28 protein-coding genes are annotated in these 24,741 nt (G+C 51.5%); 21 read left to right on the forward strand and 7 right to left on the reverse strand.

Annotated elements, in window-relative coordinates; translation table 11 throughout:
* Positions 1-10: 10 nt before the first annotated feature.
* The 5 genes from APU11_RS02720 (at position 11) to APU11_RS26390 (ending at position 4,517) form a co-directional block, all read left to right on the forward strand.
* Entirely contained in the window at positions 11-559 is a 549-nt protein-coding gene (locus APU11_RS02720; RefSeq protein ID WP_001567865.1) for a winged helix-turn-helix transcriptional regulator, read from the forward strand.
* Between the two features lie 132 nt (positions 560-691).
* On the forward strand, positions 692-1,780 hold the full coding sequence (locus APU11_RS02725) for a multiubiquitin domain-containing protein (RefSeq protein WP_001567864.1): 1,089 nt from the start codon (positions 692-694) through the stop codon (positions 1,778-1,780).
* A complete protein-coding gene (locus APU11_RS02730; RefSeq protein ID WP_001567863.1) occupies positions 1,777-3,147 on the forward strand; it encodes a ThiF family adenylyltransferase in 1,371 nt (456 codons plus the stop codon). Before APU11_RS02725 ends, APU11_RS02730 begins: the two co-directional genes overlap by 4 nt.
* Complete coding sequence (locus APU11_RS26385) at positions 3,147-3,488, forward strand: DUF6527 family protein (protein ID WP_001567862.1); 342 nt, start codon at positions 3,147-3,149, stop codon at positions 3,486-3,488. The genes APU11_RS02730 and APU11_RS26385 overlap by 1 nt, the downstream gene beginning before the upstream one ends.
* Positions 3,489-4,220: 732 nt before the next feature.
* Complete coding sequence (locus tag APU11_RS26390) at positions 4,221-4,517, forward strand: helix-turn-helix transcriptional regulator (RefSeq protein WP_032160195.1); 297 nt, start codon at positions 4,221-4,223, stop codon at positions 4,515-4,517.
* A gap of 34 nt (positions 4,518-4,551) precedes the next feature.
* Here the strand turns inward: APU11_RS26390 and gmtX are convergent, their stop codons facing one another.
* The 3 genes from gmtX to gmtY are packed head-to-tail and all read right to left on the reverse strand — an operon-like array spanning position 4,552 to position 9,325.
* A complete protein-coding gene (gene gmtX / locus APU11_RS02735; protein ID WP_001567861.1) occupies positions 4,552-5,229 on the reverse strand; it encodes a gamma-mobile-trio protein GmtX in 678 nt (225 codons plus the stop codon).
* Entirely contained in the window at positions 5,229-7,868 is a 2,640-nt protein-coding gene (locus APU11_RS02740; protein ID WP_032675471.1) for an integrase family protein, read from the reverse strand. The genes gmtX and APU11_RS02740 overlap by 1 nt, the downstream gene beginning before the upstream one ends.
* Positions 7,868-9,325, reverse strand: coding sequence for a gamma-mobile-trio recombinase GmtY (gmtY, locus tag APU11_RS02745; RefSeq protein WP_024191970.1), 1,458 nt, complete (start codon positions 9,323-9,325; stop codon positions 7,868-7,870). The genes APU11_RS02740 and gmtY overlap by 1 nt, the downstream gene beginning before the upstream one ends.
* Positions 9,326-9,771: 446 nt before the next feature.
* Between gmtY and galP the strand changes: the two genes are divergently transcribed.
* The 7 genes from galP to ruvX all read left to right on the forward strand — a co-directional run bounded on the left by galP (position 9,772) and on the right by ruvX (position 15,341).
* Positions 9,772-11,169, forward strand: coding sequence for a galactose/proton symporter (galP, locus tag APU11_RS02750; RefSeq protein ID WP_020687062.1), 1,398 nt, complete (start codon positions 9,772-9,774; stop codon positions 11,167-11,169).
* A 58-nt stretch (positions 11,170-11,227) separates the two neighbouring features.
* Complete coding sequence (locus APU11_RS02755) at positions 11,228-11,725, forward strand: SprT family zinc-dependent metalloprotease (RefSeq protein WP_003860035.1); 498 nt, start codon at positions 11,228-11,230, stop codon at positions 11,723-11,725.
* 94 nt (positions 11,726-11,819) lie between these two features.
* A complete protein-coding gene (gene endA, locus APU11_RS02760) occupies positions 11,820-12,527 on the forward strand; it encodes a deoxyribonuclease I (protein ID WP_013098661.1) in 708 nt (235 codons plus the stop codon).
* A 52-nt stretch (positions 12,528-12,579) separates the two neighbouring features.
* Entirely contained in the window at positions 12,580-13,311 is a 732-nt protein-coding gene (rsmE, locus tag APU11_RS02765; protein WP_060578314.1) for a 16S rRNA (uracil(1498)-N(3))-methyltransferase, read from the forward strand.
* Positions 13,312-13,330: 19 nt separating this feature from the next.
* The gene (gene gshB / locus APU11_RS02770; RefSeq protein ID WP_023620782.1) at positions 13,331-14,278 is read left to right on the forward strand and encodes a glutathione synthase; all 948 of its coding nucleotides are present in this window, start codon (positions 13,331-13,333) and stop codon (positions 14,276-14,278) included.
* A gap of 86 nt (positions 14,279-14,364) precedes the next feature.
* Entirely contained in the window at positions 14,365-14,925 is a 561-nt protein-coding gene (locus tag APU11_RS02775) for a YqgE/AlgH family protein (RefSeq protein ID WP_013098664.1), read from the forward strand.
* Entirely contained in the window at positions 14,925-15,341 is a 417-nt protein-coding gene (gene ruvX, locus APU11_RS02780; protein ID WP_058650701.1) for a Holliday junction resolvase RuvX, read from the forward strand. The genes APU11_RS02775 and ruvX overlap by 1 nt, the downstream gene beginning before the upstream one ends.
* Positions 15,342-15,351: 10 nt before the next feature.
* Here ruvX and APU11_RS02785 read toward each other — a convergent pair whose 3' ends face one another.
* The gene (locus APU11_RS02785) at positions 15,352-16,332 is read right to left on the reverse strand and encodes a type IV pilus twitching motility protein PilT (RefSeq protein WP_029883139.1); all 981 of its coding nucleotides are present in this window, start codon (positions 16,330-16,332) and stop codon (positions 15,352-15,354) included.
* Positions 16,333-16,349: 17 nt separating this feature from the next.
* Here APU11_RS02785 and APU11_RS02790 point away from each other — a divergent pair, with 17 nt between their 5' ends.
* Genes APU11_RS02790 through APU11_RS02815 form a run of 6 tightly spaced genes read left to right on the forward strand, consistent with a single transcriptional unit; the run spans position 16,350 to position 20,065 of the window.
* Positions 16,350-17,051 carry a YggS family pyridoxal phosphate-dependent enzyme gene (locus tag APU11_RS02790; RefSeq protein ID WP_020687058.1) on the forward strand — a complete coding sequence of 234 codons (702 nt, stop codon included), beginning with the start codon at positions 16,350-16,352 and terminating at the stop codon, positions 17,049-17,051.
* A 21-nt stretch (positions 17,052-17,072) separates the two neighbouring features.
* Positions 17,073-17,639, forward strand: coding sequence for a YggT family protein (locus tag APU11_RS02795; protein WP_013098667.1), 567 nt, complete (start codon positions 17,073-17,075; stop codon positions 17,637-17,639).
* Positions 17,636-17,923, forward strand: a complete 288-nt coding sequence (yggU, locus tag APU11_RS02800) for a DUF167 family protein YggU (protein ID WP_020687057.1) — start codon at positions 17,636-17,638, stop codon at positions 17,921-17,923. Before APU11_RS02795 ends, yggU begins: the two co-directional genes overlap by 4 nt.
* A gap of 12 nt (positions 17,924-17,935) precedes the next feature.
* A complete protein-coding gene (rdgB, locus tag APU11_RS02805; RefSeq protein WP_060578315.1) occupies positions 17,936-18,529 on the forward strand; it encodes an RdgB/HAM1 family non-canonical purine NTP pyrophosphatase in 594 nt (197 codons plus the stop codon).
* Entirely contained in the window at positions 18,522-19,670 is a 1,149-nt protein-coding gene (gene hemW, locus APU11_RS02810; protein ID WP_038983534.1) for a radical SAM family heme chaperone HemW, read from the forward strand. Before rdgB ends, hemW begins: the two co-directional genes overlap by 8 nt.
* A gap of 56 nt (positions 19,671-19,726) precedes the next feature.
* The gene (locus tag APU11_RS02815; RefSeq protein WP_038420556.1) at positions 19,727-20,065 is read left to right on the forward strand and encodes an endonuclease domain-containing protein; all 339 of its coding nucleotides are present in this window, start codon (positions 19,727-19,729) and stop codon (positions 20,063-20,065) included.
* A gap of 82 nt (positions 20,066-20,147) precedes the next feature.
* On the opposite strand, the gene APU11_RS02820 is transcribed toward APU11_RS02815, so the two are convergent.
* From APU11_RS02820 to trmB, 3 genes are read right to left on the reverse strand one after another with little or no spacing between them, the layout of a single operon-like run.
* Positions 20,148-20,864, reverse strand: coding sequence for a DUF2884 domain-containing protein (locus APU11_RS02820; protein WP_023621456.1), 717 nt, complete (start codon positions 20,862-20,864; stop codon positions 20,148-20,150).
* 56 nt (positions 20,865-20,920) lie between these two features.
* Complete coding sequence (locus APU11_RS02825; RefSeq protein WP_003862421.1) at positions 20,921-21,247, reverse strand: YggL family protein; 327 nt, start codon at positions 21,245-21,247, stop codon at positions 20,921-20,923.
* Complete coding sequence (gene trmB, locus APU11_RS02830) at positions 21,247-21,966, reverse strand: tRNA (guanosine(46)-N7)-methyltransferase TrmB (RefSeq protein WP_020689542.1); 720 nt, start codon at positions 21,964-21,966, stop codon at positions 21,247-21,249. Before trmB ends, APU11_RS02825 begins: the two co-directional genes overlap by 1 nt.
* A gap of 138 nt (positions 21,967-22,104) precedes the next feature.
* Between trmB and mutY the strand changes: the two genes are divergently transcribed.
* From mutY to mltC, 3 genes are read left to right on the forward strand one after another with little or no spacing between them, the layout of a single operon-like run.
* Positions 22,105-23,163, forward strand: a complete 1,059-nt coding sequence (gene mutY, locus APU11_RS02835) for an A/G-specific adenine glycosylase (RefSeq protein WP_040021718.1) — start codon at positions 22,105-22,107, stop codon at positions 23,161-23,163.
* A gap of 25 nt (positions 23,164-23,188) precedes the next feature.
* The gene (locus tag APU11_RS02840; RefSeq protein ID WP_013098674.1) at positions 23,189-23,461 is read left to right on the forward strand and encodes an oxidative damage protection protein; all 273 of its coding nucleotides are present in this window, start codon (positions 23,189-23,191) and stop codon (positions 23,459-23,461) included.
* Between the two features lie 56 nt (positions 23,462-23,517).
* Positions 23,518-24,594 carry a membrane-bound lytic murein transglycosylase MltC gene (gene mltC / locus APU11_RS02845; RefSeq protein ID WP_013098675.1) on the forward strand — a complete coding sequence of 359 codons (1,077 nt, stop codon included), beginning with the start codon at positions 23,518-23,520 and terminating at the stop codon, positions 24,592-24,594.
* Positions 24,595-24,741 lie beyond the last annotated feature (147 nt).

The following is a 24,741-nucleotide window of genomic DNA, read 5'->3' on the forward strand; positions in this document are numbered from 1 at the left end:
GCAGGATTGTATGAAAGTCAAACTGCTGGAACTCACTGAAAACAATAACCATCCATTTGGAAATGTTTTGGGGCGGGAAGTGTTTAAGCGACTTCAAAATGTTGTTGACTCAAACCCTGGCTGCAAGTCTTTTGAAATCTCTCTTGAAGGAATTGTGGCTACCGATTCATCTTTTCCACGTGAAAGTGTCATTGCGCTTGCAAAGCAGCTTTGCGGGGAAAAGTATTTCTTTATCACCGATGTCAGCTCAACAGATCTCATCGATAACTGGGACTATGCTGCCATTGCAAAGCAACAGTCTATGATAGTGGTTTTGGCTGGCGGAGTGCGGGTTATTGGCCCTGAAGCGAAAAGCTCGACAAAGGCGTTGCTTGACGTCGTGTTAGGACGTAATGGCGTCAGTACGGCAAATGTCGCTAAGTCTCTCAACATATCAGTTCAAAATGCGAGCACAAGGCTTAAAAAACTTTCCAGTGAAGGGGTTATCATGAGGTCTGAAGTGTCCTCACCAACAGGAGGCATTGAGTTTATATACTCCGGCCCAAATATTTCCGCTTAAACAGCTTGATTTAACCAGATTGCTGCATGTATAGTTACCTCAGTGGTTCAGTTTTTTTACTGACACCTGGTTAAACAGCTTTATTTAATGAGATTCTGAGGCGCTACTGCTGAAGAAATCTTGGAGATATTTATGCAAGAGATTCGTTTCCAACACCCCCACGACCACTTCATTGAGGTGGCAGATGAACATCTCGTTTTCCGTCAGGTCGCGCTTGAGGACCGTACACCAAACGGTTCACAGATTTCTGCTGCATCAGGTTTTAAACCAGATCAAATGCCTGTTGTCCTGATGTTTCTGCCAAATGGTTCACTGGAAGATATCCGTCCTGATGAAGTTGTCCATCTTGGCTCTGATGTTCGCCGTTTCATCGTTATTGAATCAGATCGCACGTATTTTTTTACAATTGACGGGGCACGTCTTGAGTGGCCATGCCGCTTAATCACTGGTTATAACGTCCGTAAGCTCGGAAACATTGACGACAATAAAAAACTTCTTCTTGAACGTGAAGACGAAGCCGATCTTGAAATACAAAATGACCAGATTATCGATCTGGATGGTGATGGGATTGAGCATTTCATCAGCAGAAAGGCAACGTGGAAGCTGAATGTTCAGGGTAAGGAATTTACTTTTGATACCCCGACCGTTGTCATCCGAGATGCCGTTATCCGGGCAGGGCTGAATCCCAATCAGGCATGGCATATCTTTCTCAAAGTTGAAGGGCAGCCAAAAGTTGAGAAGAATATTGATGATGTCATCGATTTGCGCACGCCCGGGATAGAGAAACTGCGACTTACGCCGAAAGATGTGAACAATGGCGAAGAGTCCCCTGCCAAGCGCCGTGAGTTCAGTCTTCTACCCAGTGATGAGCGCTATCTTAACGAAATGGGGTATTTTTGGGAGACCAGCCTGAACGGCAATGCACGATGGCTGATTATTCACGGTTTTGAGGTGCCAGAAGGATATAATCATCAACAGGTAAATCTGGCACTGTCGATAACATCTGGCTATCCCGTAAACATGTTGGATATGTTTTATGTCTATCCACCATTGGCTCGGGTCAATGGCGTCAACATTCCGGCTACGGAAGCTACGGCGGTTATTGATAGTGTTGCGTATCAGCGATGGTCTCGCCATCGCTCATGGGATCCTGAGACCGATTCAGTTATTTCTCAACTGGCCATGGCTGATGGTTGTCTGCAAAAGGAGGTGGAGCAATGAGCCACGGAAGTCGTCTAATCTTAACTCAGGAACTCCATACCTCTCTGAAGAAACATCTTTTTCCAGGAGACGGAAAAGAGGCAGCTGCAATCCTGGTGTGTAACCGTTATGAAGGAGTTCGTCTGAAGCTCATGGCAAAGGAGCTAATTCCGGTTCCATATGAAGAGTGCGTATCCAGGACGAGTGACTTTATATCATGGCCTGGTAGCTATCTGGAGAAAGCCATTGATGCCGCTGAAGAAACTTTAATGACTGTTATTCTTGTACATTCACATCCCGGCGGTTTGCTTGAATTCTCGGATACGGATGATGCAAGTGATGCTCAGACGATGCTATCTCTTTATCAGGGCGTTGACACTGTTCATGGTTCAGCAATTATGGTCTCTGAAGGAAGCATGCGTGCACGGCTCTATCGTAAGGGGAAATACGCTGAGAATGTGGATTTAGTAACTGTCGCAGGTGATGATATTCACTACTGGTGGGATGGTATTTATGAGTTAAGCCAGCAACCGATAGCTTTTACATCGGGTATGACTGACACCTTTAACAAACTTACCGCAGCTATCATTGGTGTATCTGGCACAGGTTCAATTGTGGCCGAACAGGTTGCCCGGCTAGGATTTGGGGAAATAGTTCTTATTGATCATGATCATATTGAAAAGAAAAATCTGAACAGGATCCTGAACTCGACTCTTGATGATGCCCTGAACGGCCGGTCGAAGGTTGATATGTTTGCGCAAGCTATTCGCAATATACGGGGAAAAGATATTGCCCAACCCATTCAGGACACCATCTTCTCGCGAGAAGCCGTTCTGTCAGCGGCAAATGCAGATGTGATTTTTTGCTGTGTTGATACTTTCCAGGCTCGGATGATTGCAGATCGCATTGCTTCGTCATTTTTAATCCCACTGCTTGATGTGGGTGTAAAAATACCAACGCATGTTGATCCTGAGGATGGAAGAAAAATTACGGATGTCACGGGACGGATAGACTATGTAAAACCCGGTGGCTCTACGTTATCTGATCGGCATGTATACACCCCAGAGCTTATCTACCGTGAAAACCTGAGCGAAGAAGAGTATGACGAGCAAGTCGAAAGAGGTTACATCACAGGGCTACAGGAAGAGGCTCCAGCTGTAATAACACTGAACATGAGGGCAGCGTCAGCATGTGTACTGGAATATATCGCCAGATGTTTCCCTTTTCGTGAATACCCTAACAAGGGATATGCGCGAACGTTGTTCAGCCTTTCTGGCGTTGAAGAGGACTATATCGATGAAGATGCAATTGCCAGGGCTCCCAATCCCCGTATAGCCGCTGGCAGGAAAGAACCACTTTTGGGTATTCCTGAACTGGGTGATATGTAATGTCTTTTTTCAACAAGGTTCTTTATTATTTTCTACGCAAGTTTGAATATTTACTTCCGGCAAGGCAACTGATTATCGTTAATGAAGATTCATTACCGGATAAGATGCCTCTTCGTTCCATAATTCTCGCCAGAGAGGGTACGGAGGATTGGTGTATTGGATTTAAGTGTCCCTGTGGATGTGAGCGAACCATTGAGTTACTGGTTATAGAAGAAGCCAACCCCAGATGGGATTATGCTCTTGATGATAACAACTTACCTTCCCTGTATCCTTCTGTATGGTTAAAAGATGGTTGTCAATCTCATTTCTGGATAAAAAAAGGAAGAGTTATTTGGGTTTGATTTCTAACTTTCGAAAGGAAAAGGCAAATCATCCAGATAATAAAAACAGAGCCTGTTCATGTACTTGTGAGTAGTTTTTAACTTAGGGACACCCTGAGCAAAAACAATTTGCAGGTTTAATCAGGCCTGAACAGCCAGTTTCAAAGCGATTCATTTCAATCATGTATTTGTAAATCTCATGACGAGACTCTGAATTTAATTTAGAGAGTCTTTTAATATTTACTTTGTGAATTATTGGATTGTGTTTTAAATATAATAAATTGCTTTCTATCAGAGAACTTATCTGTCTATCCATGGGGGAAGTGCTTCGTCGTTACGCCGGTCACAGCGCTTGCCCTGCTAACTGGCAGAAAGTTTAACTCGTAGTGACAACTGCCCACGCGATACGCACAAGGCGCGACTGACTTGCGCTATTCTCCATCCTTAGGCAACAAGGACGCAGGCGCTATCCATTTTCACGAGTGACCGCACTCCACGCCTTCTTTCAGGATCTCTTCCTCCATACTGCTTAAGTTCTCGCAAACGAACTATTCACCTTTAGAGATCCTGCAACATACTGATAATGTTCTCTGAGTCGAGCATTGTGCAGAAAGCCCTTTCAATAAGGGTTTAAGCGCTACTACATGTTTGTTTAACAATTTATAGTTTGTATTCTTGTTTTAACACCCTGTACGTTGTTAAATGAGACTCCAGAAGCATGTTTCAGACGCAACAACGCGTGGTTATCTCAAAATGAATACAGCCTATCCGATAAAGCATCTTGATCATTTACGTCCAATATTGATTGGTTTTCGCAAAGTTAATGGGCTCACACAGAAAGCTATTTCAGAGCGATTAGGAGTGTCGCAGCAAGCTTATGCACGTTTCGAATCCAATCCATCGAGTGCCAGTTTTGAAAGGCTATTCAGAGTGTTTACTGTTTTAGGGATTGAGCTTTCCTTATCTTCGAACAAACCTTCAACTCCAGCTTCCTCAGCAGAAGAGAAAGACAAATATGAATTTTCTCCCGCCAGACGGGAGAAATGGTGACAATTATGTGGGATGCTAACATAGCCATTTGCCGTTATTCATCTGCCACATCCAATAACTTTCGAAGCCCTGTGACAAAACCTCGTGGAAAAACTTCACTGTTGTAGTCCGTGTCTTTTACTTGCCCGGCCTGGGTAATCTGCCAGTTGTTCTTATCCATGCATTCCTCAGATATGGAATACGCCAGGGCTTTCTTTTCTGAGTGAGTGAGAATTCCTGACAGGGACGGTAATACCGCCACCGTAGATTCTGATGTCGTATGAAACTGCCGCACGGGGCGTTTGTCGATGATGATATTGGCATGTTGTTTGAGCAGATTTACTTCATTGCGGTAGCGGTTACGCTCGGCAATGATTTGGCCAAACAAGGCGCGTACCGCCAGGTCCGGGATGCGCTCTAAAAGCTTATAGTCTGCGGGAACAGATTTAGACCGGGAGGTACCGGATAATGGCTTTTGGATACTGGTATTACACGTGGCTGCCCAGGCCTTTATCAGTGTGCGGTAATGCTCGTTACGGGTAGCCCGCAGGGCTTCATAAGCAAGACCGCCATCGGCAGCGGACACCAACCCAATTTTTGTGATGGAGAAGTCTCGCTGGCCTGATTCAGCATATTTCTTCAAGGTGTCATTAAGCTTTTCAAGGTTCTGCTGAGTCCGCTTTACTTTGCCTTCTTTCAAATCAGCAAGAATGATATCAATATTTAATTCCATTAGTTCTCCAGTAAGTCAGGCAGGGCAATGTGACTAAGGTGAATGGCTTTGCTGGTAAGGGCCTGAATCCCCTCAGAAAAAAGGTTGTTATTAGTCAGGTATTCACCTGCCTCAATATAACCGACCACCTTGCGGTATCCTTCAAGTTTATCGTCAGGATCAGCTATTTTAGCCATCTGGCGCAGCATTGCGTTGGCAGCAATAAGCTGCTGTTTATCGTCCATTTCCATGAAAACAGGCTCAAAACCTTTTTTCATTAATACCCGACTCAGCTGCACAGAACGCTTTTGAATGACCGGTGTTTTGCGAAGTTCATCCAGCAAATCTGGATAGAACTCAGCATCCTCGCACAATAAGGACAGATGCAATAATTCCGAGTCAGTTTCGATAAACTTCAGAGCATGACAAACGTCCTGCTCTGAGCCAACCGCAATCAATTTATCTTTGAGGTCGCCGTCTTTCCTGAGTTCTTCGACACGAATGATTTTGTTAATAAGTTCAAAACACGCAATCCAGTCTTTCGTATACTCATCTGCTTCTGCTTGCTGTATTTCATAACGGCGCTGTAGTGCCTTCAGCTCATCATGTCTGATAAAGGGTTTTCCTTGTTCCTCAAAGAAAAACTGTTCATCTTTAAGTATGTCCAGTTCACCTTCAATTTCCACAGATAAGGCAGAAGCCTGGTGTGCCCTGTAACTCAGCTGGTTAAATTGGGCATTGAGCGCAGGAAGGAACCGGGCCTCGGTGATAAACCATCGACAACGAATGCAGTTTTGAGGGCCATGAGGGACACTTTCATAAATACGGCTGGCAGCGGAGCCTGAGTCTTTCATCAATACCCCACCATTCCAGCATCCTCCGAGGGTATTAATTTCATCAGGCTTCACGGTGTTACCTCCCATCAGGCACAGCCCACACGAACGCTCTTCCCAGCCAATCGGGTTACGATTAACCAGAGCTGTCTGAATACTCCCCTCGCTGTGATATGCCATCCTGCACTGAATCTGCTCCATTGAAGCATCTTTGAGAAAGTTGCGAACCGACAGCCTGGATTTAGCATCCAGAGTGTCATGTGCTTCGCTCATTTTATCTGCCATGACAGAAGGTGTGATTTTGTTGTAATAGATGGTCATCAACAGGCGAGTATGGCCTGCCAGGAGTTTTGAAATCACAGGTAATGGCAATTCTGTGTCCATTGTGTACGCAGTGATGAGAGAGACACGCAGGCTGTGAAGAGGAAACAGCGTAGCTGTACCTTTCATTCTTCCCTCGGGATAATCCACAACCAGCTTTAAACGCTCGTCGTTATCCAGGGTATCCCCGCGGGCTGCGAGTTGATTTTCTAATTCAAGCAGCAATTGATACCAGAATGAATCCGACGCGTTATAAGGAATAGGTTTTTGTTTATCCTCGCCTCTGGCAGATGCGTCACGGAACAGAAAAGCGATTTCTCCCATACTTTTCAGTTGTCTGTCTGATCCCTGGTGGTGTATATGCTTTCTCAGCAGCAAAGTACATTCGGTAGGCTTCGCAATCGGATTGTATTTTTCTTGCCAGTTCCTCAATTTCTCCAGCCAGTACAGCACTTCTTCGTTTTGCCACGGTATGATGTAACCACGTTCCAGTTCATTTTTATTCTGGTCAGCAGTCTTGTTGGTATTGATGTACAACCCCGTCGAGTATAGTCCAGTCATGGTATCGTAAATCCGACGGAATATGCCTTTTCCAAATGGGCGCTTTGCACTGCCAAGGGCGAAATCATGTCGAGTGTTGAGAATCCATCGACCATTTTCATAGCGCCACGTATCAGCTTCTCCGCTGTCCAGCATACGAACCTGCGAGGAACGAAGTGGCAGGTGGAGCTTAATGAAAATCATCATTGCTTTTACAGGCGACCAGATTTGATAAAGGGTGATTTTTTTACCTTTACGGGTCACTTCTCTGGTACGCCATACGCAGTCGGGGTCATTTTTATCAATCAGTTCTGGCTCGACTTCAAACCAGTCGCTTCCAGCATGCTGCGCCCAAGCCCAGTATTTAAAGTGACGGTAATGCCAGGCAGGGAGTAATTTTTCTTCCTGTTTAAGATTCTGACCGATAATGGTGAGTTCAGTTTTATCCGGTAATGGACAAAGGATCTGGCGCAGGTTCTGAATATAGCGATATGGTAAGGGGTTGCGCACTGTTTCTGTAGCAACATATCCTTTTTTAATTTTTCGGAGTGGATTTAAAACCAATGGAACTAAATTGCCATAGTTATCTTTTTCCGAAAAAACGTCTCTGACGACAAAATCAATGAAGTCATAAGCATAGTTCATGCCTTTTTGAATATTCGCGGATGCGACAACAGTGCTCCTTATAATTTGCTCAAACTCTTCACTGGAGCACTTATGTCCCTGGTAGCCTTTAAAAAATAATGACAAATCACTTATTGCATACGGGGCGTGCTCAGCAATATAGGACTCAAAGAAGCGTCCCAGGGCCTCGCGTTTATCACTTATACCGAGGGTTTGTGTTGCCATCCACTTTGCTGCCAGCTCCTGCCATTGCCGCCATTCTGCGCCAAGCGTAGTCAGCATCCATAAGAAAGCTAAGTCGGATGTACGCCCATCATTTTTTTTGCTTTTTGGTGGCAACATTATTTACCTCTCAGCTTTGGATTCCGGCCTGTGAAATAACCCTGCGGGTCAATGTCATTAAAGCCATGTTCAGTTAGAGCTCTCCAGTCAAGAATTTTGACTTTCGAATCAGGGTTTGCCAGCAGCAGTGTAGCTTTAGTGAGTTCGTCCGAAATTTCTTTCTGACCTTTGCCTGTATATGGGATTTGTGAATCCAGAGACTTGTGATGCATGCAACGGCGGATCACCAGCGGGCTCAGCCCTGAACGTTCTAATCGTCTTCCGTAGTTATGTCGATGTCCGTGAGGGCCTAAACCTTCTGCCTTGTTTGGTTCTAAACCAATTCGTTTTAATCCATTGATGTAGTTGTCATGAAAAGCGGAAATTGTGTAAGGGTTACCGAGGGCGCTGTGATGAAAGGAAATGAATGCATAAGGGTGATGACAGTCGATACTGGCGCGATACTTTTGATAGTTTTTCCAGAGTGACATAAACACTTTTCCATAGTCGGCAGGAAACCACTGAACCTGTAGGTAATTATCTTTATGATCAACCACGCGGTTCTTCCAGCCAAGTCGGGCAGTTCCTTTCATTCGCTGTCGTGGTATCCGGGCATATTGTTCTTTTAAATATGCCGCTCTGGTTGATGCACCAGAGCGATTACGCCAACCTTCAGGGGCCTTACCATCAGTCTCGTTATAGATCCTGACCACAGCACTGTCTGGGTTATACGGGTCTTCAAATACATCCGTCACCCAAAGTGTTAACGCCTCACTTTCGCGCACCCCACCACCGTGCATAAGCAGAAGAATTAATTTATCTCTTAGTGCCACTCGTGGATCGCCAGAGCCACCAACACCACACGTATAGAATTTTTCCCAGTGCATTTCGGGAAATGCGATAGCATCATGTTCAGCTATTGTGAGAGGAGTACGGCCTTTGATCGTTCTAGCCTTACGGATGGTTTTGTTGACAGTTTTATCTTCAATATGACCTAAAAAATCGTTCTGATTTTTGCGATACCATGCGGCGTAATTTAACCTCTGTTCATGCCGGGTCGCTTCACACAACGGATTCACAGGCTCTACACCTTGTTTGTGTGCCAGCCAGTCGGTGAAGGCAGTCAGTCGTTGAATATGTTTATTCACGTTACTGGTTGAGGCCGGCACCCAATACAAACCTGAAGGGTCAATCCCATTCTCGCCAATCGTTCCGGTATATAAACGCTTAGAAAAAGTCTGGAAGAGCAGCATTGGGTCGTCAAAGTCGCCTCTATTTGCCTCCATGTAATCCAGCAATAAGGACACAGCCTGGAGGACCCCATTCATGACCGAGTGGCTTACATCGTCGGCTTCTAACTTAAGCAGGTAATCTGTTACCACACTCAACTCTCCCTGCTCTGTCAGAAGGATAGGGATTTGGCTTTTGATACCAGTGTTATCTTCTACAATCGTTGCCCTGACTTTAACTGATGACAAATCATGTTTTCCTTTAAGTAGAATACACAATGGACACTGTATACTTTGCTTAGTTTTGGGGTGAAAAAAAAGCAGATCCATCTGCTTTAGTACACTTTATACACGTTTAAGTTTACTGTATATAACTTTGTGCTGGCCTTTTTTATGGCGGGTGGCGGCAATGTTTGGAACCGCTTACACCTCACTTTCTAAACCCCGCTTTCAGAATATTCTCTTTGCATGATCGTCTTTCTTCTGCTGTTACATTTCCTTTCAGTTAAGTCTGAAATTCACACAAACGCGATGCGCATCAATTAATTTACCTCTATATTTTCAAAGCTTTAATTATTTTTACGGTTGCAGCTTAGTGTAACCGATTACACCATTGTGATTTGTCTCACATATTTTTACGGGTCGCTCACCTACCCTTAACATCGATAAAACTGATAACCCAACTGGAGGGCATAATGCCTGACAATAATAAACAGGGGCGTACGTCCAACAAGGCGATGACTTTCTTCGTCTGCTTCCTTGCCGCCCTGGCAGGATTACTCTTTGGCCTGGATATCGGCGTGATTGCCGGCGCTCTTCCCTTCATCGCAGACGAATTCCAGATTAACGCACATACCCAGGAATGGGTGGTCAGCTCCATGATGTTTGGCGCGGCCGTCGGGGCCGTCGGCAGCGGCTGGCTCTCTTTCAAACTGGGACGTAAAAAGAGCCTGATGATTGGCGCGATCCTCTTCGTCGCCGGTTCCCTCTTCTCTGCCGCCGCCCCTAACGTTGAAGTGCTTATTCTTTCCCGCGTGCTGTTGGGGCTGGCCGTGGGCGTGGCGTCTTATACCGCGCCGCTTTACCTGTCAGAAATCGCGCCGGAGAAAATCCGCGGCAGTATGATTTCGATGTACCAGTTGATGATCACCATCGGTATTTTGGGCGCTTACCTGTCCGATACCGCGTTCAGCTACAGCGGCGCATGGCGCTGGATGCTGGGCGTGATCATCATTCCAGCCGTTCTGCTGCTGATTGGCGTATTCTTCCTGCCGGACAGCCCGCGCTGGTTTGCCGCCAAACGCCGCTTCCACGATGCTGAACGGGTACTCTTACGCCTGCGAGATACCAGCGCAGAGGCGAAAAACGAGCTGGAAGAGATCCGCGAAAGCCTGAAGGTGAAACAGTCTGGCTGGGCACTGTTCAAAGAGAACAGCAACTTCCGCCGCGCGGTGTTCCTTGGCGTGCTGTTACAGGTAATGCAGCAGTTCACCGGGATGAACGTCATCATGTATTACGCGCCAAAAATCTTTGAACTGGCGGGTTATACCAATACCACCGAGCAGATGTGGGGCACCGTGATCGTGGGGCTGACCAACGTGCTGGCGACTTTCATCGCCATCGGTCTGGTCGACCGCTGGGGACGTAAGCCAACGCTGACTCTGGGCTTCCTGGTGATGGCCGCCGGTATGGGGATTCTCGGTACCATGATGCATATGGGCATTCACTCTCCAACCGCGCAGTACCTGGCGGTAGGTATGCTGCTGATGTTTATCGTCGGGTTTGCAATGAGTGCCGGTCCGCTGATTTGGGTGCTGTGCTCTGAAATCCAGCCGCTGAAAGGGCGTGATTTCGGTATCACCTGCTCTACCGCGACCAACTGGATTGCCAATATGATCGTCGGTGCCACGTTCCTCACCATGCTCAACACGCTGGGTAATGCGAACACCTTCTGGGTCTACGCCGGTCTGAACCTGTTCTTTATTGTTCTCACCGTCTGGCTGGTTCCTGAAACCAAACACGTTTCACTGGAACACATTGAACGTAACCTGATGAAAGGTCGTCCGCTGCGCGAAATCGGCGCACACGACTAATCCTCTTGCGGGAGGCGCCTCTTGCGCCTCCCCGCTTCGCGCTTTATGCTCTGCCCCTATGAAAGCACCCCGTCTCCCCATCGCCATTCAGCAGGCCGTTATGCGCAGCCTGCGGGAAAAACTCGCCCAGGCCAACCTGAAGCTCGGCCGTAATTATCCGGAGCCGAAACTCGTCTACCAGCAGCGAGGAACCGCGGCGGGTACCGCCTGGCTGGAATCCTATGAGATCCGCCTGAACCCGGTTCTGATGATGGAAAATCAACAGGCGTTTATTGAGGAGGTGGTACCGCACGAACTGGCACACCTTCTGGTATGGAAACACTTCGGCCGCGTGGCTCCGCATGGCAAAGAGTGGAAATGGATGATGGAGGCGGTGCTCGGCGTTCCGGCACGCCGTACTCATCAGTTTGAACTGGAATCGGTACGCCGTAATACCTTCCCTTACCGCTGCCAGTGCCAACAGCATCAGCTCACCGTTCGTCGCCATAATCGTGTGGTACGCGGCGAGGCAACCTACCGCTGCGTGAAGTGCGGCGAGCCACTGGTCGCAGAATAACCAACTGAACTTTCAGGAACTTTCCTGATCTGGCTGATTGCATACCGGAACAACTTTCGCTACGTTGCGGGCTCGTTTTGACACGGAGTGTAAGATGTCCCGTAATTTCTCTCTCGCGGTTGCCTTTTTGACAACGGCCCTCTCCGGCCAGGCTCTGGCCGACGGTATCAACAGTTTTTCCCAGGCCAAAGCGGCAGGCGTGAAGGTCAACGCCGACGTGCCGGGCGATTTCTACTGTGGCTGCAAAATTAACTGGCAGGGTAAAAAAGGGATCGTTGACCTTGAATCCTGCGGCTATAAGGTGCGTAAAAACGAAAACCGCGCCAGCCGCATCGAGTGGGAACATGTGGTTCCGGCATGGCAGTTTGGTCACCAGCGCCAGTGCTGGCAGGATGGCGGACGTAAAAACTGCGCCAAAGATCCGGTCTATCGTCAGATGGAAAGCGATATGCACAACCTGCAGCCGGCGGTTGGCGAAGTCAATGGCGATCGCGGCAACTTTATGTACAGCCAGTGGAACGGTGGCGAAGGTCAGTATGGCCAGTGCGGTATGAAGGTTGATTTTAAAGAGAAAGTCGCTGAGCCACCCGCCCGGGCACGCGGCAGCATTGCCCGCACGTACTTCTATATGCGCGATCGTTACAACCTCAACCTTTCCCGCCAGCAAACACAACTGTTTAACGCCTGGAATAAACAATACCCGGTCACCGAGTGGGAATGTCAGCGCGACGAACGCATCGCCAGGGTCCAGGGGAATCATAACCCTTACGTCCAGCGGGCTTGCCAGGCGCAAAAGAGCTAACCTACACTAGCGGCAATTCGCTTACACAGCATGACACATGGAATTTTTGACTATGCGTATTCCTCGCATCTATCACCCTGAACTGATTACCGCTGGCCGCGAAATCGCCCTGTCTGACGATGCCGCCAACCACGTTGGCCGCGTGCTGCGCATGGGGGCAGGCCAGGCGATTCAGCTGTTTGACGGCTCCAACCAGGTTTTCGACGCGGAAATTACGCGGGCGGATAAAAAAAGCGTGCACGTCAATGTGCTACGCGGCGAAATCGATGACCGTGAATCGCCGCTGCACATTCATCTGGGCCAGGTGATGTCGCGCGGGGAAAAGATGGAGTTCACCATTCAGAAATCCATTGAACTGGGTGTAAGCCTCATTACGCCACTTTTTTCTGAGCGCTGCGGCGTTAAACTGGACGCAGAACGTCTGAACAAGAAGATCCAGCAGTGGCAGAAAATTGCCATTGCTGCCTGCGAACAGAGTGGCCGCAACCGTATTCCGGAGATCCGCCCGGCGATGGACCTGGAAGACTGGTGTGCAGAAGAGGAGAGCGGGCTCAAGCTTAATCTCCATCCGCGCGCCAGCTCCAGCATCAATACGTTGCCGCTGCCCGTTGAGCGTGTACGCCTGCTGATTGGCCCGGAAGGCGGCCTGTCGGCAGATGAAATTGCCATGACGGCGCGTTACCAGTTTACTGATATTCTGTTGGGACCTCGCGTTCTGCGCACTGAGACAACGGCACTCACAGCCATCAACGCGCTACAGGTGCGGTTTGGCGATCTGGGTTGACCCATTAACGGAGAAGAACATGATCAAGCTCGGCATCGTGATGGACCCCATCGCAAACATTAACATCAAGAAAGATTCCAGCTTCGCCATGCTGCTGGAAGCGCAGCGTCGCGGCTATGAGCTCCACTATATGGAGATGAACGATCTTTATCTGATCAACGGTGAAGCCCGCGCACGCACCCGCATCGTTAACGTCGAGCAGAATTACGACAAATGGTACGAATTCGGCAGCGAGCAGGATATTGCGCTCGCCGATCTCAACGTCATCCTGATGCGTAAAGATCCTCCGTTCGACACCGAATACATCTACTGCACCTATATCCTTGAGCGCGCAGAAGAAAAAGGGACGCTTATCGTCAATAAACCGCAGAGCCTGCGCGACTGCAACGAGAAGCTCTACACCGCCTGGTTCTCCGATCTGACGCCGGAAACGCTGGTGACCCGCAGCAAAACACAGCTTAAGGCATTCTGGCAGAAGCACGGTGATATCATCATGAAGCCGCTGGACGGCATGGGCGGTGCGTCTATTTTCCGCGTAAAAGAAGGCGACCCGAATATCGGCGTGATTGCCGAAACGCTGACCGAACTGGGTACGCGTTACTGCATGGCACAGAACTATCTGCCCGCGATTAAAGATGGCGATAAACGCGTCCTGATCGTGGATGGTGAACCCGTGCCTTACTGCCTGGCACGTATCCCGCAGGGGGGCGAAACCCGTGGCAATCTGGCGGCCGGTGGCCGTGGTGAACCGCGTCCGTTAACCGAAAGCGACTGGGAAATTGCCCGCCGCGTCGGCCCAACGCTGAAAGCCAAAGGCCTGATCTTTGTTGGCCTGGATATCATTGGCGATCGTCTGACCGAAGTGAACGTTACCAGCCCGACCTGCATTCGTGAAATTGAAGCGGAATTCCCGGTCTCGATCACCGGAATGCTGATGGACGCCATCGAAAAACGTCTCCAGAAATAACTTACCAATACTATTAGTGACAGCACCCCGGTTTGTCCGCATACTGGGGCTGTCGCTTTTTAAACCAGGAAACAGTACCTCTGACAATGAATTTACAGCATCACTTTCTTATTGCCATGCCTGCTCTCCAGGACCCGATTTTCCGCCGCTCCGTGGTTTATATTTGTGAATACAATGAAGACGGCGCGATGGGCATTATCATCAACAAACCGCTGGAAAACCTGCAGGTTGAAGGGATTCTGGAAAAGCTGAAAATTACAGCTGAAGCGCGCCTGCCGGAAATCCGTCTTGATAAACCGGTAATGCTGGGTGGCCCCCTTGCAGAGGATCGCGGGTTTATCCTGCATACGCCGCCCATTTTCTCTTCCAGTATTCGTATCTCTGACAACACGGTAATCACCACCTCCCGCGATGTGCTGGAAACGCTGGGCACCGCAGAGCAGCCTTCCGAAGTGCTGGTGGCTCTGGGTTACGCCTCTTGGGAGAAGGGTCAGCTTGAACAGGAGATCCTGGATAACGCCTGGCTCACCGCACCTGCGGATATGAATATCCTGTTTAAAACCCCTATCGCCGATCGCTGGCGTGATGCGGCGAAACTGATTGGCATTGATATTCTGACCATGCCAGGCGTAGCGGGGCACGCGTAATGAGCGGCACACTTCTGGCCTTCGACTTTGGCACGAAAAGCATTGGCGTCGCCGTCGGCCAGCGTATCACCGGCACCGCTCGCCCGCTCACGGCCCTTAAGGCGAACGACGGCACACCGGACTGGAACCTCATTGAGCGTCTGCTCAGAGAGTGGCAGCCAGACGATGTGATTGTCGGTCTGCCGCTGAACATGGATGGCACTGAACAGCCGCTTACCGCCCGCGCGCGTAAGTTTGCCAATAAAATCCACGGTCGCTTTGGCGTTTCCGTGAAACTCCACGACGAACGATTGAGTACCGTCGAAGCGCGTGCCGGCCTGTTTGAGCACGGGGGTTTCCGCGCACTCAACAAAGGCAGCGTCGATTCGGCTTCTGCCGTCATTATCCTCGAAAGCTATTTCGAACAGGGTTACTGAGCGCCGGGGCCTACAACCGCCCCTGCGCCCGTCGCTCTGCCAGGCTCTGGTCAAAGTTCTGCATCCCCGCCTGCTGACCGGTTTGAATAATCCCGGGCAACTGCCACGTTTTACCTTCGCGGATAAGGTTCGCTGCCGCTGGCGTATTCACCAGCAGCTCATACAGCGCGACGCGCCCACCCTGCAGGTCGGGAAGCAGTCTTTGCGCCAGCACCGCTCGCAGGCTGCCGGCCAGCTGATTACGCACCGGGTCTTTCTCCTGCGCCGGGAACGTATCGACCAGCCGTTCAATCGCCTGAGAGGCACCGCGCGTGTGCAGCGTCGCCAGCACCAGATGCCCGGTTTCAGCGGCCGTCAGGGCCAGGCGGATCGTTTCGCTGTCGCGCAGTTCTCCCAGCAGGATGACATCCGGATCTTCACGCAACGCAGCGCGCAGCGCCTCGGCAAATGAGGGACTGTGCAGGCCGATCTCCCGCTGCTGAATCAGGCAACGTTCGCTCTGATAGACAAACTCCACCGGATCTTCCAGCGTCAGAATATGCCCATCCGTCTGGTGATTAAGAAAATCCACCATTGCCGCAAGGGTGGTAGATTTGCCGCTGCCGGTTGCCCCCGTCACCAGTATCAGCCCGCTGTCGTGGGATAAGAGTTCCGGGATAGCCCGGGGAACCCCCAGGGCGGAGAGCTGCGGACAGGCCCGGGGCAACAGGCGTAGCGTGATGGAGTTGCCCTTCATCTGTTTAAAGGCGCTTGCGCGCAGGCGCTGGTTTCCCGTAAGGGTCACGGCAAAATCCACCTGCCCGCTTGCCCACCATGCCCCCTGCTGCTCATCGTTGAGCCACGTTTTCAGTAACGCATCCACATCGGGAGAGGGAAAGGGAGCCGGTTCAAGGCGGCCTACTCTGCGCCAGCGCGGTGGCGAATCACTGCACAGGTGTAGATCGGAGACATTATGCTTTACACTAAGGGCCACAATTTCTTCCACATCCATACATTACTCCTCGGAAAATGAACAACATTGCGCATAACCTGGCACAGGTCCGGGACAAAATCTCAGCCGCAGCAACACGTTGCGGCCGTGCTTCAGAAGAAATTACGTTACTTGCAGTGAGCAAAACCAAGCCTGCGAGCGCCATCGCAGAAGCGATTGATGCAGGCCAGCGTGCATTTGGTGAAAACTACGTGCAGGAAGGCGTGGATAAAATTCGCTACTTCCAGGAGCAGGGGAATACCGGCCTGCAATGGCACTTTATTGGCCCACTGCAGTCGAATAAAAGCCGTCTGGTGGCAGAGCACTTTGACTGGTGCCATACCATCGACCGTCTGCGCATTGCCACACGTCTGAACGATCAGCGCCCGGCGGAGATGCCCGCGCTTAACGTGCTGATTCAAATCAACATCAGTGATGAAAACAGCAAGTCCGGCATTGCGCTGAGCGAGCTGGATGCGCTGGCGGCTGAAGTGGCCGCGCTGCCGCGCTTAACCCTGCGCGGTTTGATGGCAATCCCGGCGCCTGAGTCAAGTTATGAAAGGCAGTTTGCCGTGGCACAGCAAATGGCTGTAGCATTTGAGGCGCTTAAAGCGCGCTATGAAACGGTAGACACGCTTTCTCTGGGCATGTCGGATGATATGGAAGCCGCCATCGCGGCAGGCAGCACTATGGTGCGCATCGGCACGGCAATTTTCGGTGCGCGCGACTACACCCAATAATAAGGAAACCTGAGGAACGCCATGAAGACGTTGACTTTCCTGCTCTCAACGGTCATTGAGCTGTATACGATGGCGCTTTTGCTGCGCGTCTGGATGCAGTGGGCCCGCTGTGATTTTTATAACCCGTTCTCGCAGTTTGTCGTGAAAATCACCCAACCTGTTGTGGGGCCGCTGCGCCGTATTATTCCGGCGATGGGCCCCATTGACAGCGCATCGCTGCTGGTGGCGTTTATTCTGAGTGTTATCAAAGCGATTGTGCTGTTTATGGTCATCACCTTCCAGCCGATCATCTGGATTGCTGCCGTCCTGATCCTGATTAAAACCATCGGTCTGCTGATCTTCTGGGTGCTGCTGGTCATGGCCATCATGAGTTGGGTCAGCCAGGGCCGCAGCCCGGTGGAATATGCACTGATTCAGCTGGCGGAACCACTGCTGCGCCCTATCCGCAACCTGCTCCCGTCAATGGGCGGCATCGACTTTTCCCCGATGATCCTGGTTCTGCTGCTGTATGTCGTTAATATGGGCATTGCCGAGCTGTTACAGTCCACGGGCGATATGCTGCTGCCGGGGCTGTGGATGGCGCTATGAGTGCAGTAAGCACCTGCACTGATGGGCTGGTTTTACGGCTGTATATTCAGCCGAAAGCCAGCCGTGACAATATTGTTGGACTGCATGGCGACGAGTTAAAAGTCGCCATCACCGCCCCACCGGTAGATGGCCAGGCAAATGCGCATCTGACCAAATATCTGGCAAAACAGTTTCGCGTTGCCAAAAGCCAGGTCATCATAGAAAAGGGTGAACTTGGGCGGCATAAACAGGTAAAAATCCTTAATCCACAATCCATCCCGACGGAAGTCGCGGCTCTGATTTAACAGGATAAAACGATGCAGAAAGTTGTTCTCGCTACCGGCAACGCCGGTAAAGTGCGCGAGCTGGCCTCGCTATTAAATGATTTTGGGCTGGATGTGGTGGCGCAGACCGAGCTTGGCGTGGAGTCCGCCGAAGAGACCGGCCTGACGTTTATCGAAAACGCGATCCTGAAAGCACGCCATGCCGCACAGGTCACCGGCCTGCCCGCGATTGCCGATGATTCCGGTCTGGCGGTTGATTTTCTGGGCGGTGCTCCGAGCATTTACTCTGCCCGCTATTCAGGCGTGGACGCCACCGACCAGCAGAATCTGGAAAAGCTGCTTGTCGCCCTGAAGGATGTGCCAGACGAACAGCGTACCGCGCAGTTCCACTGCGTGCTGGTCTATATGCGTCACGCTGAAGACCCCACACCTGTCGTCTGCCACGGCAGCTGGCCGGGGGTGATTACCCGTGAAGCCGCCGGTAACGGCGGCTTTGGCTACGATCCGATTTTCTTTGTCCCGACTGAGGGCAAAACCGCCGCGGAACTGACCCGCGAAGAGAAAAGCGCGATTTCCCACCGAGGACGCGCCCTGAAACTGTTACTGGAAGCCCTGCGTAATGGCTAATTTGCCGCCTCTGAGTCTTTATATTCATATCCCCTGGTGCGTGCAGAAATGCCCGTACTGCGATTTCAACTCGCATGCGCTGAAAGGTGAAGTGCCGCACGATGATTACGTTGCACATCTGCTGGCCGACCTGGATGCCGATGTACCTTACGCACAGGGACGTGAAGTGAAGACCATTTTTATTGGTGGCGGTACGCCGAGCCTGCTGTCAGGCCCGGCGATGCAGACGCTGCTGGACGGCGTGCGTGCGCGCCTGAATCTGGCAGCGGATGCTGAAATTACGATGGAAGCCAACCCCGGTACCGTTGAGGCCGACCGTTTTGTCGAGTATCAGCGGGCGGGCGTGAACCGGATTTCCATCGGCGTGCAGAGCTTTAGCGAGCCGAAGTTAAAACGACTGGGGCGTATTCACGGCCCGGAAGAGGCGAAGCGGGCGGCAAAGCTGGCTACTGGGCTGGGTCTGCGCAGTTTTAACCTCGACCTGATGCACGGCCTGCCGGATCAGTCGCTGGAAGAGGCGCTGGACGATTTGCGTCAGGCGATTGCCCTGAACCCGCCGCATCTTTCGTGGTATCAGCTGACCATCGAGCCCAATACGCTGTTTGGCTCTCGTCCGCCGGTGCTGCCGGATGACGATGCGCTGTGGGATATCTTCGAGCAGGGCCATCAACTGTTGACCGCCGCAGGCTATCAGCAGTACGAAACGTCGGCCTATGCGAAGCCGGGCTACCAGTGCCAGCACAACCTGAACTACTGGCGCTTTGGCGACTATCTGGGCATTGGCTGCGGCGCGCACGGTAAAGTGACGTTCCCTGACGGGCGTATCCTGCGTACCGCAAAAACGCGCCATCCGCGCGGGTATATGGAAGGTCGTTATCTCGAACGTCAGCACGATGTCGAGGCGGCGGACAAGCCGTTTGAGTTCTTTATGAACCGCTTCCGCCTGCTGGAAGCCGCGCCGCGTAAAGAGTTTGCCCTTTATACCGGGTTGCCGGAAACCGTGATTCGCCCACAAATTGACGAGGCGCTGGCACAGGGGTATCTCACGGAATGTGAGGAATACTGGCAGATCACCGAGCACGGCAAACTGTTCTTAAACTCCCTTCTTGAGCTGTTCCTCGCCGAAGAATCTGAAGGCTGATTCAGGATTTTGCATCCTGTTCTGCCAGCTAAGGGAAAGGCTGGCAGAGTGTGGGGATGGAAAAATCAAAACAACTCCGCAAACAAATGACACCCGAAGAGATACGCCTCTGGTATTTGCTCAGAGGTCGTCGCTTCTTTGGGTATAAGTTTCGCCGTCAGATGCCAATTGGTGCGTATATCGTGGATTTTGCCTGCTTTAAGGCAAAGCTAATTGTTGAGCTGGATGGGGGGCAACATCAGGAAAAAGAGGAGTATGACTCGCATCGTACCGAGTTTTTAAATACCAACGGATGGGAAGTCGTACGGTTCTGGAATAATGAGTTTCGCGTTAACGAAGAGGAAGTGTTGCATATCATTCTTCAACGACTGCAGAGCCTGATGCCCTCACCCTAACCCTCTCCCACAGGGAGAGGGAACGATTACACCCTCTCCCATGGGGAGAGGGCTGGGGTGAGGGGCCCTGCGCGCAGAGGGGCTACTTCAACGTCCCCACCAGCGCCTTCCTGCTATCTTCCAGCGACACCACGCGTTTACACACGTCTTTACCGAACTGCTGGAAATCGGCTTCCTGATTCTTCCACTCGTTCTGAATCGAGGTCTGCAGACCGCCCAGGCTACCCAGCACGCCCTGCAGCGGGTTACCGCCGCCTTTCAGTACCGCTTTGGCGCCCATCTCGTTAATGCTGTCCTGCAGGATGCCGCCCATGGCCTGATTCACCAGCTGCTGGCCGTCAGCACGCACCTGATCAATCGCTTTGTAGTGGAAGGTCAGGCCGTCGGTACGATGCTCGATAATCCGGTTCATCTGCTCTTTCAGCTGTTTGTCGAGCTTCGTCAGGCGGGTGCGCATGTTGCTGCTCTCACCCACCTCTTTGGTAATGATCTTGTCCAGCGCGACGCGGCCTTTTTCAACGCGGGTCAGGGCGCCTTCGTCAATCCACGGCAGCGCAGTACGCAAATCGGCCTGGTAGTCTCTGGCCTGCTCACGCTGCGCGGCGGTCAGGTTGTACTGTTTGCCATTGAACGTGACATCACCCTGCGGCGTGATGACCAGATTGCCGTTCTCACCTTTAACCTGAACGGTTTGCGGACTTAACACCACGTCATCACGCGGGGTGACGCTACATTTATACTCCGCATGGGCGGTGAATCCGGTTGCCATTAAGACAACAGCCAGCAACGTTTTGCGCATCTTTAACACTCCCTCAGACAAAATGGGCCAGCTAATGCTGGCCCCTGACTTCTTTATTAGTCCCACCAAACGTCGAAAAGTTCGCTGACGCGGACATCTTCCAGTTTGTGGTCTTCAAGCCATTTACGTACCAGCGCCTGATGTTCTTCGGTGCATTTACCCACTTCCTGGGTGCAGATAAGACCTTCCCACGCCAGATAGCCGCTACCGTCGAAGGCCAGCTTGTTTGGCTCGATCACCTCGTTGATGAACGCATCAACGTCCTGATCGATCTGCTCAACGCTGGTGCCTTCCGGGAAACGCCAGGCAACGGAGAAGCCCACTTCCTGGAATTCTTCGATGTGCATCTTTTTACGCAGACGACGGCTACGATTCTTTGCCATTATTTCACCCTCTCGAACATTAAGTCCCATACGCCGTGACCAAGACGATGGCCACGCTGTTCAAATTTCGTTACCGGACGCGATTCCGGACGCGGTACATAGTCGTTGCTCTCTGACTGGTTTTTATACCCGTCCAGAGACGACATCACTTCCAGCATATGTTCCGCATACGGTTCCCAGTCGGTCGCCATATGGAAGACACCGCCCAATTTCAGCTTACTTTTTACCAGCTCAGCAAACGGCGCCTGAACGATACGGCGCTTATTATGACGTGCTTTGTGCCACGGGTCAGGGAAAAAGAGCTGAACCATGTTCAAAGAATTGTCAGGAATCATTTTGTGCAGCACTTCTACCGCGTCGTGACACATGACGCGCAGGTTCTCGACCCCCTCTTCGTGGGCGGTGGCCAGACACGCGCCAACGCCTGGGGAATGCACTTCTATGCCGAGGAAGTTCTGCTCCGGGCGGGCTTTCGCCATGGTCACCAGCGAGGTGCCCATACCAAAGCCGATCTCCAGGGTCACTGGCGCATCGCGACCGAACAGGTCGGCAAAGTCGAGCGGCTGCTCGCTGAACTCAACGCCCATCACCGGCCAGTAGTTGTCCAGCGCGTGTTGCTGCCCTTTTGTCAGGCGACCCTGACGGCGGACAAAGCTGCGAATACGGCGCAGCGGGCGACCGTTTTCATCAAATTCCGGTGAAATGACGTCGTTTTTCATAAAAGAGTTGTCTGCTTGTGAGAATGTTCGGGAAACGGGCATTATCCAAAGTTAAGGCTTCTATGCAAGCATGGGAAAGATCCGGTTTACAGCAGATTGACGCTGTGCTGCAATCGGCGTCCCTGATTATACGAATCGATGACCATGCAAGCCTCTCAATTTTCAGCCCAGGTGCTGGACTGGTACGACAAATACGGGCGTAAAACCCTGCCCTGGCAAATTGAAAAAACGCCTTACAAAGTATGGCTCTCCGAAGTGATGTTGCAACAAACGCAGGTTGCCACGGTGATCCCTTACTTTGAGCGTTTTATGGCGCGCTTTCCCACGGTAACCGATCTGGCCAACGCGCCGTTAGATGAGGTGCTGCACCTGTGGACAGGGCTTGGCTATTACGCCCGCGCGCGCAATCTGCACAAAGCCGCACAGCAGGTCGCGACGCGCCACAACGGTAAATTCCCGGAAACCTTCGACGAGGTGGCGGATTTACCCGGTGTCGGACGATCCACCGCGGGTGCCATCCTCTCACTGTCCCTCGGCAAACATTTCCCGATCCTTGACGGTAACGTGAAGCGCGTGCTGGCACGTTGCTATGCGGTTGACGGCTGGCCGGGGAAAAAAGAGGTCGAAAAGCGGCTGTGGGAGATCAGCGAAGCGGTGACCCCGGCAAAGGGCGTGGAGCGGTTTAACCAGGCGATGATGGATCTCGGTGCGATGGTCTGCACGCGCTCGAAACCAAAATGCGAGCTCTGCCCGCTCAATAACCTGTGCGTGGCGTACGCAAACCATTCATGGGCGCAGTATCCCGGTAAAAAGCCGAAGCAGACGCTGCCGGAGCGCACCGGTTACATGCTGTTGATGCAGCACGGGGACGAGGTCTTTCTGGCGCAGCGCCCGCCGAGCGGCCTCTGGGGTGGTCTATACTGCTTCCCACAGTTTGAAGATGAAGCCACGCTCCGGGCCTGGCTTAAACAGCGCGGCATTGCTGCCGATAACCTGACGCAGCAGACCACGTTTCGCCACACTTTCAGCCATTTCCATCTGGATATTGTGCCGATGTGGCTTCCCGTGTCCTCCGTTGCCTCGTGCATGGATGAAGGCACCGCTCTCTGGTATAACTTAGCGCAACCGCCATCAGTCGGGCTGGCGGCTCCCGTGGAGCGCCTGTTACAACAATTACGTGCCGGTGCAATGGTTTAGCATCGGCTAAAAAAGAGGAATGAGTATGGCCAGAACCATTTTTTGTACTTTCCTGCAGCGCGACGCTGAAGGCCAGGACTTCCAGCTCTATCCGGGCGAACTGGGTAAGCGCATTTATAACGAGATCTCCAAAGAAGCCTGGGGACAGTGGCAGAAAAAACAGACCATGCTGATTAACGAGAAAAAACTCAGCATGATGAACCCGGAACACCGCAAGCTGCTGGAGCAGGAGATGGTGAACTTCCTGTTCGAAGGTAAAGACGTCCACATCGAAGGTTATACGCCGCCGGAAAAATAACAGCGCGCGGGGGAAACCCCGCCGTTCAAGCAAACACAACACGCACTCCCGGAATGATGAAAAAAATTTTAGCGCTAGCCCTTGTTGCGCCGTTGCTTGTCTCGTGTTCATCCAAAAAAGGCGATGAATACAATGAAGCCTGGGTTAAGGACACCAACGGTTTTGATATTTTGATGGGGCAGTTTGCCCACAACATCGAGAACATATGGGGATTTAACGAAGTTCTTATCGCCGGACCTAAGGATTACGTTAAGTACACCGACGCCTACCAGACCCGTAGCCACATCAACTTCGATGACGGTACGATCACGGTTGAAACCATCGCGGGAACTGACCCTGCGGCGCATTTACGGCAGGCCATTATCAAAACCCTGCTGATGGGCGACGATCCGGGTTCAATCGATCTCTACTCCGACGCTGACGACATTACCATTTCTAAAGAGCCGTTCCTGTACGGTCAGGTCGTGGACCAGACCGGTCAGCCAATCCGCTGGGAAGGCCGCGCCACGAAATTCGCCGACTATCTGCTGCAAACGCGTCTGAAAAGCCGCACCAACGGCCTGAAAGTGATTTATAGCGTCACAATTAACCTGGTGCCGAACCACCTCGACAAGCGTGCGCATAAGTATCTGGGCATGGTGCGTCAGGCGTCACGTAAATATGGCGTGGATGAGTCGCTGATCCTGGCGATCATGCAGACCGAATCGTCCTTTAACCCGTACGCCGTGAGCCGTTCCGACGCGCTGGGGCTGATGCAGGTTGTCCAGCACAGCGCCGGTAAAGACGTGTTCCGCGCACAGGGGAAATCCGGCACGCCGAGCCGTAGCTATCTGTTTGACCCGCAAAGCAACATTGATACCGGTACGGCCTATCTGGCGATGCTGAATAATGTCTATCTGGGCGGGATTGATAACCCAACCTCACGTCGTTATGCGGTCATTACCGCGTACAACGGCGGTGCAGGCAGCGTGCTGCGTGTCTTCTCGAATGACAAAGTGCAGGCCGCAAATATCATCAACAGCATGGCGCCGGGGGATGTCTACGCCACCCTCACCACCCGCCATCCGTCTGCGGAATCCCGTCGTTATCTGTATAAGGTGAATACGGCGCAGAAGAACTATCGTCGCCGCTAGAAAATAACACCCCTCACCCTGCCCTCTCCCAAAGGGAGAGGGTATTCAAGTTCCCTCTCCCTTTGGGAGAGGGTTAGGGTGAGGGGGCATCAGGCCGCACCTACCCCATCTCACCCCACCCATACGAAAATGTTATTTGCATCACAA

The organism is Enterobacter sp. 50793107 (assembly GCF_001463365.1).
Lineage (GTDB): Bacteria > Pseudomonadota > Gammaproteobacteria > Enterobacterales > Enterobacteriaceae > Enterobacter > Enterobacter cloacae.

Coding starts and splice junctions, on each gene's coding strand:
- APU11_RS02730 (WP_001567863.1), top strand. CDS start 1,777: ATGAGCCACGGAAGTCGTCTAATCTTAACTCAGGAACTCCATACCTCT.
- rsmE (WP_060578314.1), top strand. CDS start 12,580: ATGCGTATTCCTCGCATCTATCACCCTGAACTGATTACCGCTGGCCGC.
- APU11_RS02755 (WP_003860035.1), top strand. CDS start 11,228: ATGAAAGCACCCCGTCTCCCCATCGCCATTCAGCAGGCCGTTATGCGC.
- ruvX (WP_058650701.1), top strand. CDS start 14,925: ATGAGCGGCACACTTCTGGCCTTCGACTTTGGCACGAAAAGCATTGGC.
- gshB (WP_023620782.1), top strand. CDS start 13,331: ATGATCAAGCTCGGCATCGTGATGGACCCCATCGCAAACATTAACATC.
- APU11_RS02775 (WP_013098664.1), top strand. CDS start 14,365: ATGAATTTACAGCATCACTTTCTTATTGCCATGCCTGCTCTCCAGGAC.
- APU11_RS02820 (WP_023621456.1), bottom strand. CDS start 20,864: ATGCGCAAAACGTTGCTGGCTGTTGTCTTAATGGCAACCGGATTCACC.
- endA (WP_013098661.1), top strand. CDS start 11,820: ATGTCCCGTAATTTCTCTCTCGCGGTTGCCTTTTTGACAACGGCCCTC.
- mltC (WP_013098675.1), top strand. CDS start 23,518: ATGAAAAAAATTTTAGCGCTAGCCCTTGTTGCGCCGTTGCTTGTCTCG.
- gmtX (WP_001567861.1), bottom strand. CDS start 5,229: ATGGAATTAAATATTGATATCATTCTTGCTGATTTGAAAGAAGGCAAA.
- APU11_RS02815 (WP_038420556.1), top strand. CDS start 19,727: ATGGAAAAATCAAAACAACTCCGCAAACAAATGACACCCGAAGAGATA.
- mutY (WP_040021718.1), top strand. CDS start 22,105: ATGACCATGCAAGCCTCTCAATTTTCAGCCCAGGTGCTGGACTGGTAC.
- APU11_RS02840 (WP_013098674.1), top strand. CDS start 23,189: ATGGCCAGAACCATTTTTTGTACTTTCCTGCAGCGCGACGCTGAAGGC.
- APU11_RS02725 (WP_001567864.1), top strand. CDS start 692: ATGCAAGAGATTCGTTTCCAACACCCCCACGACCACTTCATTGAGGTG.
- APU11_RS02720 (WP_001567865.1), top strand. CDS start 11: ATGAAAGTCAAACTGCTGGAACTCACTGAAAACAATAACCATCCATTT.
- APU11_RS02785 (WP_029883139.1), bottom strand. CDS start 16,332: ATGGATGTGGAAGAAATTGTGGCCCTTAGTGTAAAGCATAATGTCTCC.
- APU11_RS26385 (WP_001567862.1), top strand. CDS start 3,147: ATGTCTTTTTTCAACAAGGTTCTTTATTATTTTCTACGCAAGTTTGAA.
- APU11_RS02795 (WP_013098667.1), top strand. CDS start 17,073: ATGAAGACGTTGACTTTCCTGCTCTCAACGGTCATTGAGCTGTATACG.
- hemW (WP_038983534.1), top strand. CDS start 18,522: ATGGCTAATTTGCCGCCTCTGAGTCTTTATATTCATATCCCCTGGTGC.
- galP (WP_020687062.1), top strand. CDS start 9,772: ATGCCTGACAATAATAAACAGGGGCGTACGTCCAACAAGGCGATGACT.
- rdgB (WP_060578315.1), top strand. CDS start 17,936: ATGCAGAAAGTTGTTCTCGCTACCGGCAACGCCGGTAAAGTGCGCGAG.
- APU11_RS26390 (WP_032160195.1), top strand. CDS start 4,221: ATGAATACAGCCTATCCGATAAAGCATCTTGATCATTTACGTCCAATA.
- APU11_RS02790 (WP_020687058.1), top strand. CDS start 16,350: ATGAACAACATTGCGCATAACCTGGCACAGGTCCGGGACAAAATCTCA.
- APU11_RS02825 (WP_003862421.1), bottom strand. CDS start 21,247: ATGGCAAAGAATCGTAGCCGTCGTCTGCGTAAAAAGATGCACATCGAA.
- trmB (WP_020689542.1), bottom strand. CDS start 21,966: ATGAAAAACGACGTCATTTCACCGGAATTTGATGAAAACGGTCGCCCG.
- yggU (WP_020687057.1), top strand. CDS start 17,636: ATGAGTGCAGTAAGCACCTGCACTGATGGGCTGGTTTTACGGCTGTAT.
- APU11_RS02740 (WP_032675471.1), bottom strand. CDS start 7,868: ATGTTGCCACCAAAAAGCAAAAAAAATGATGGGCGTACATCCGACTTA.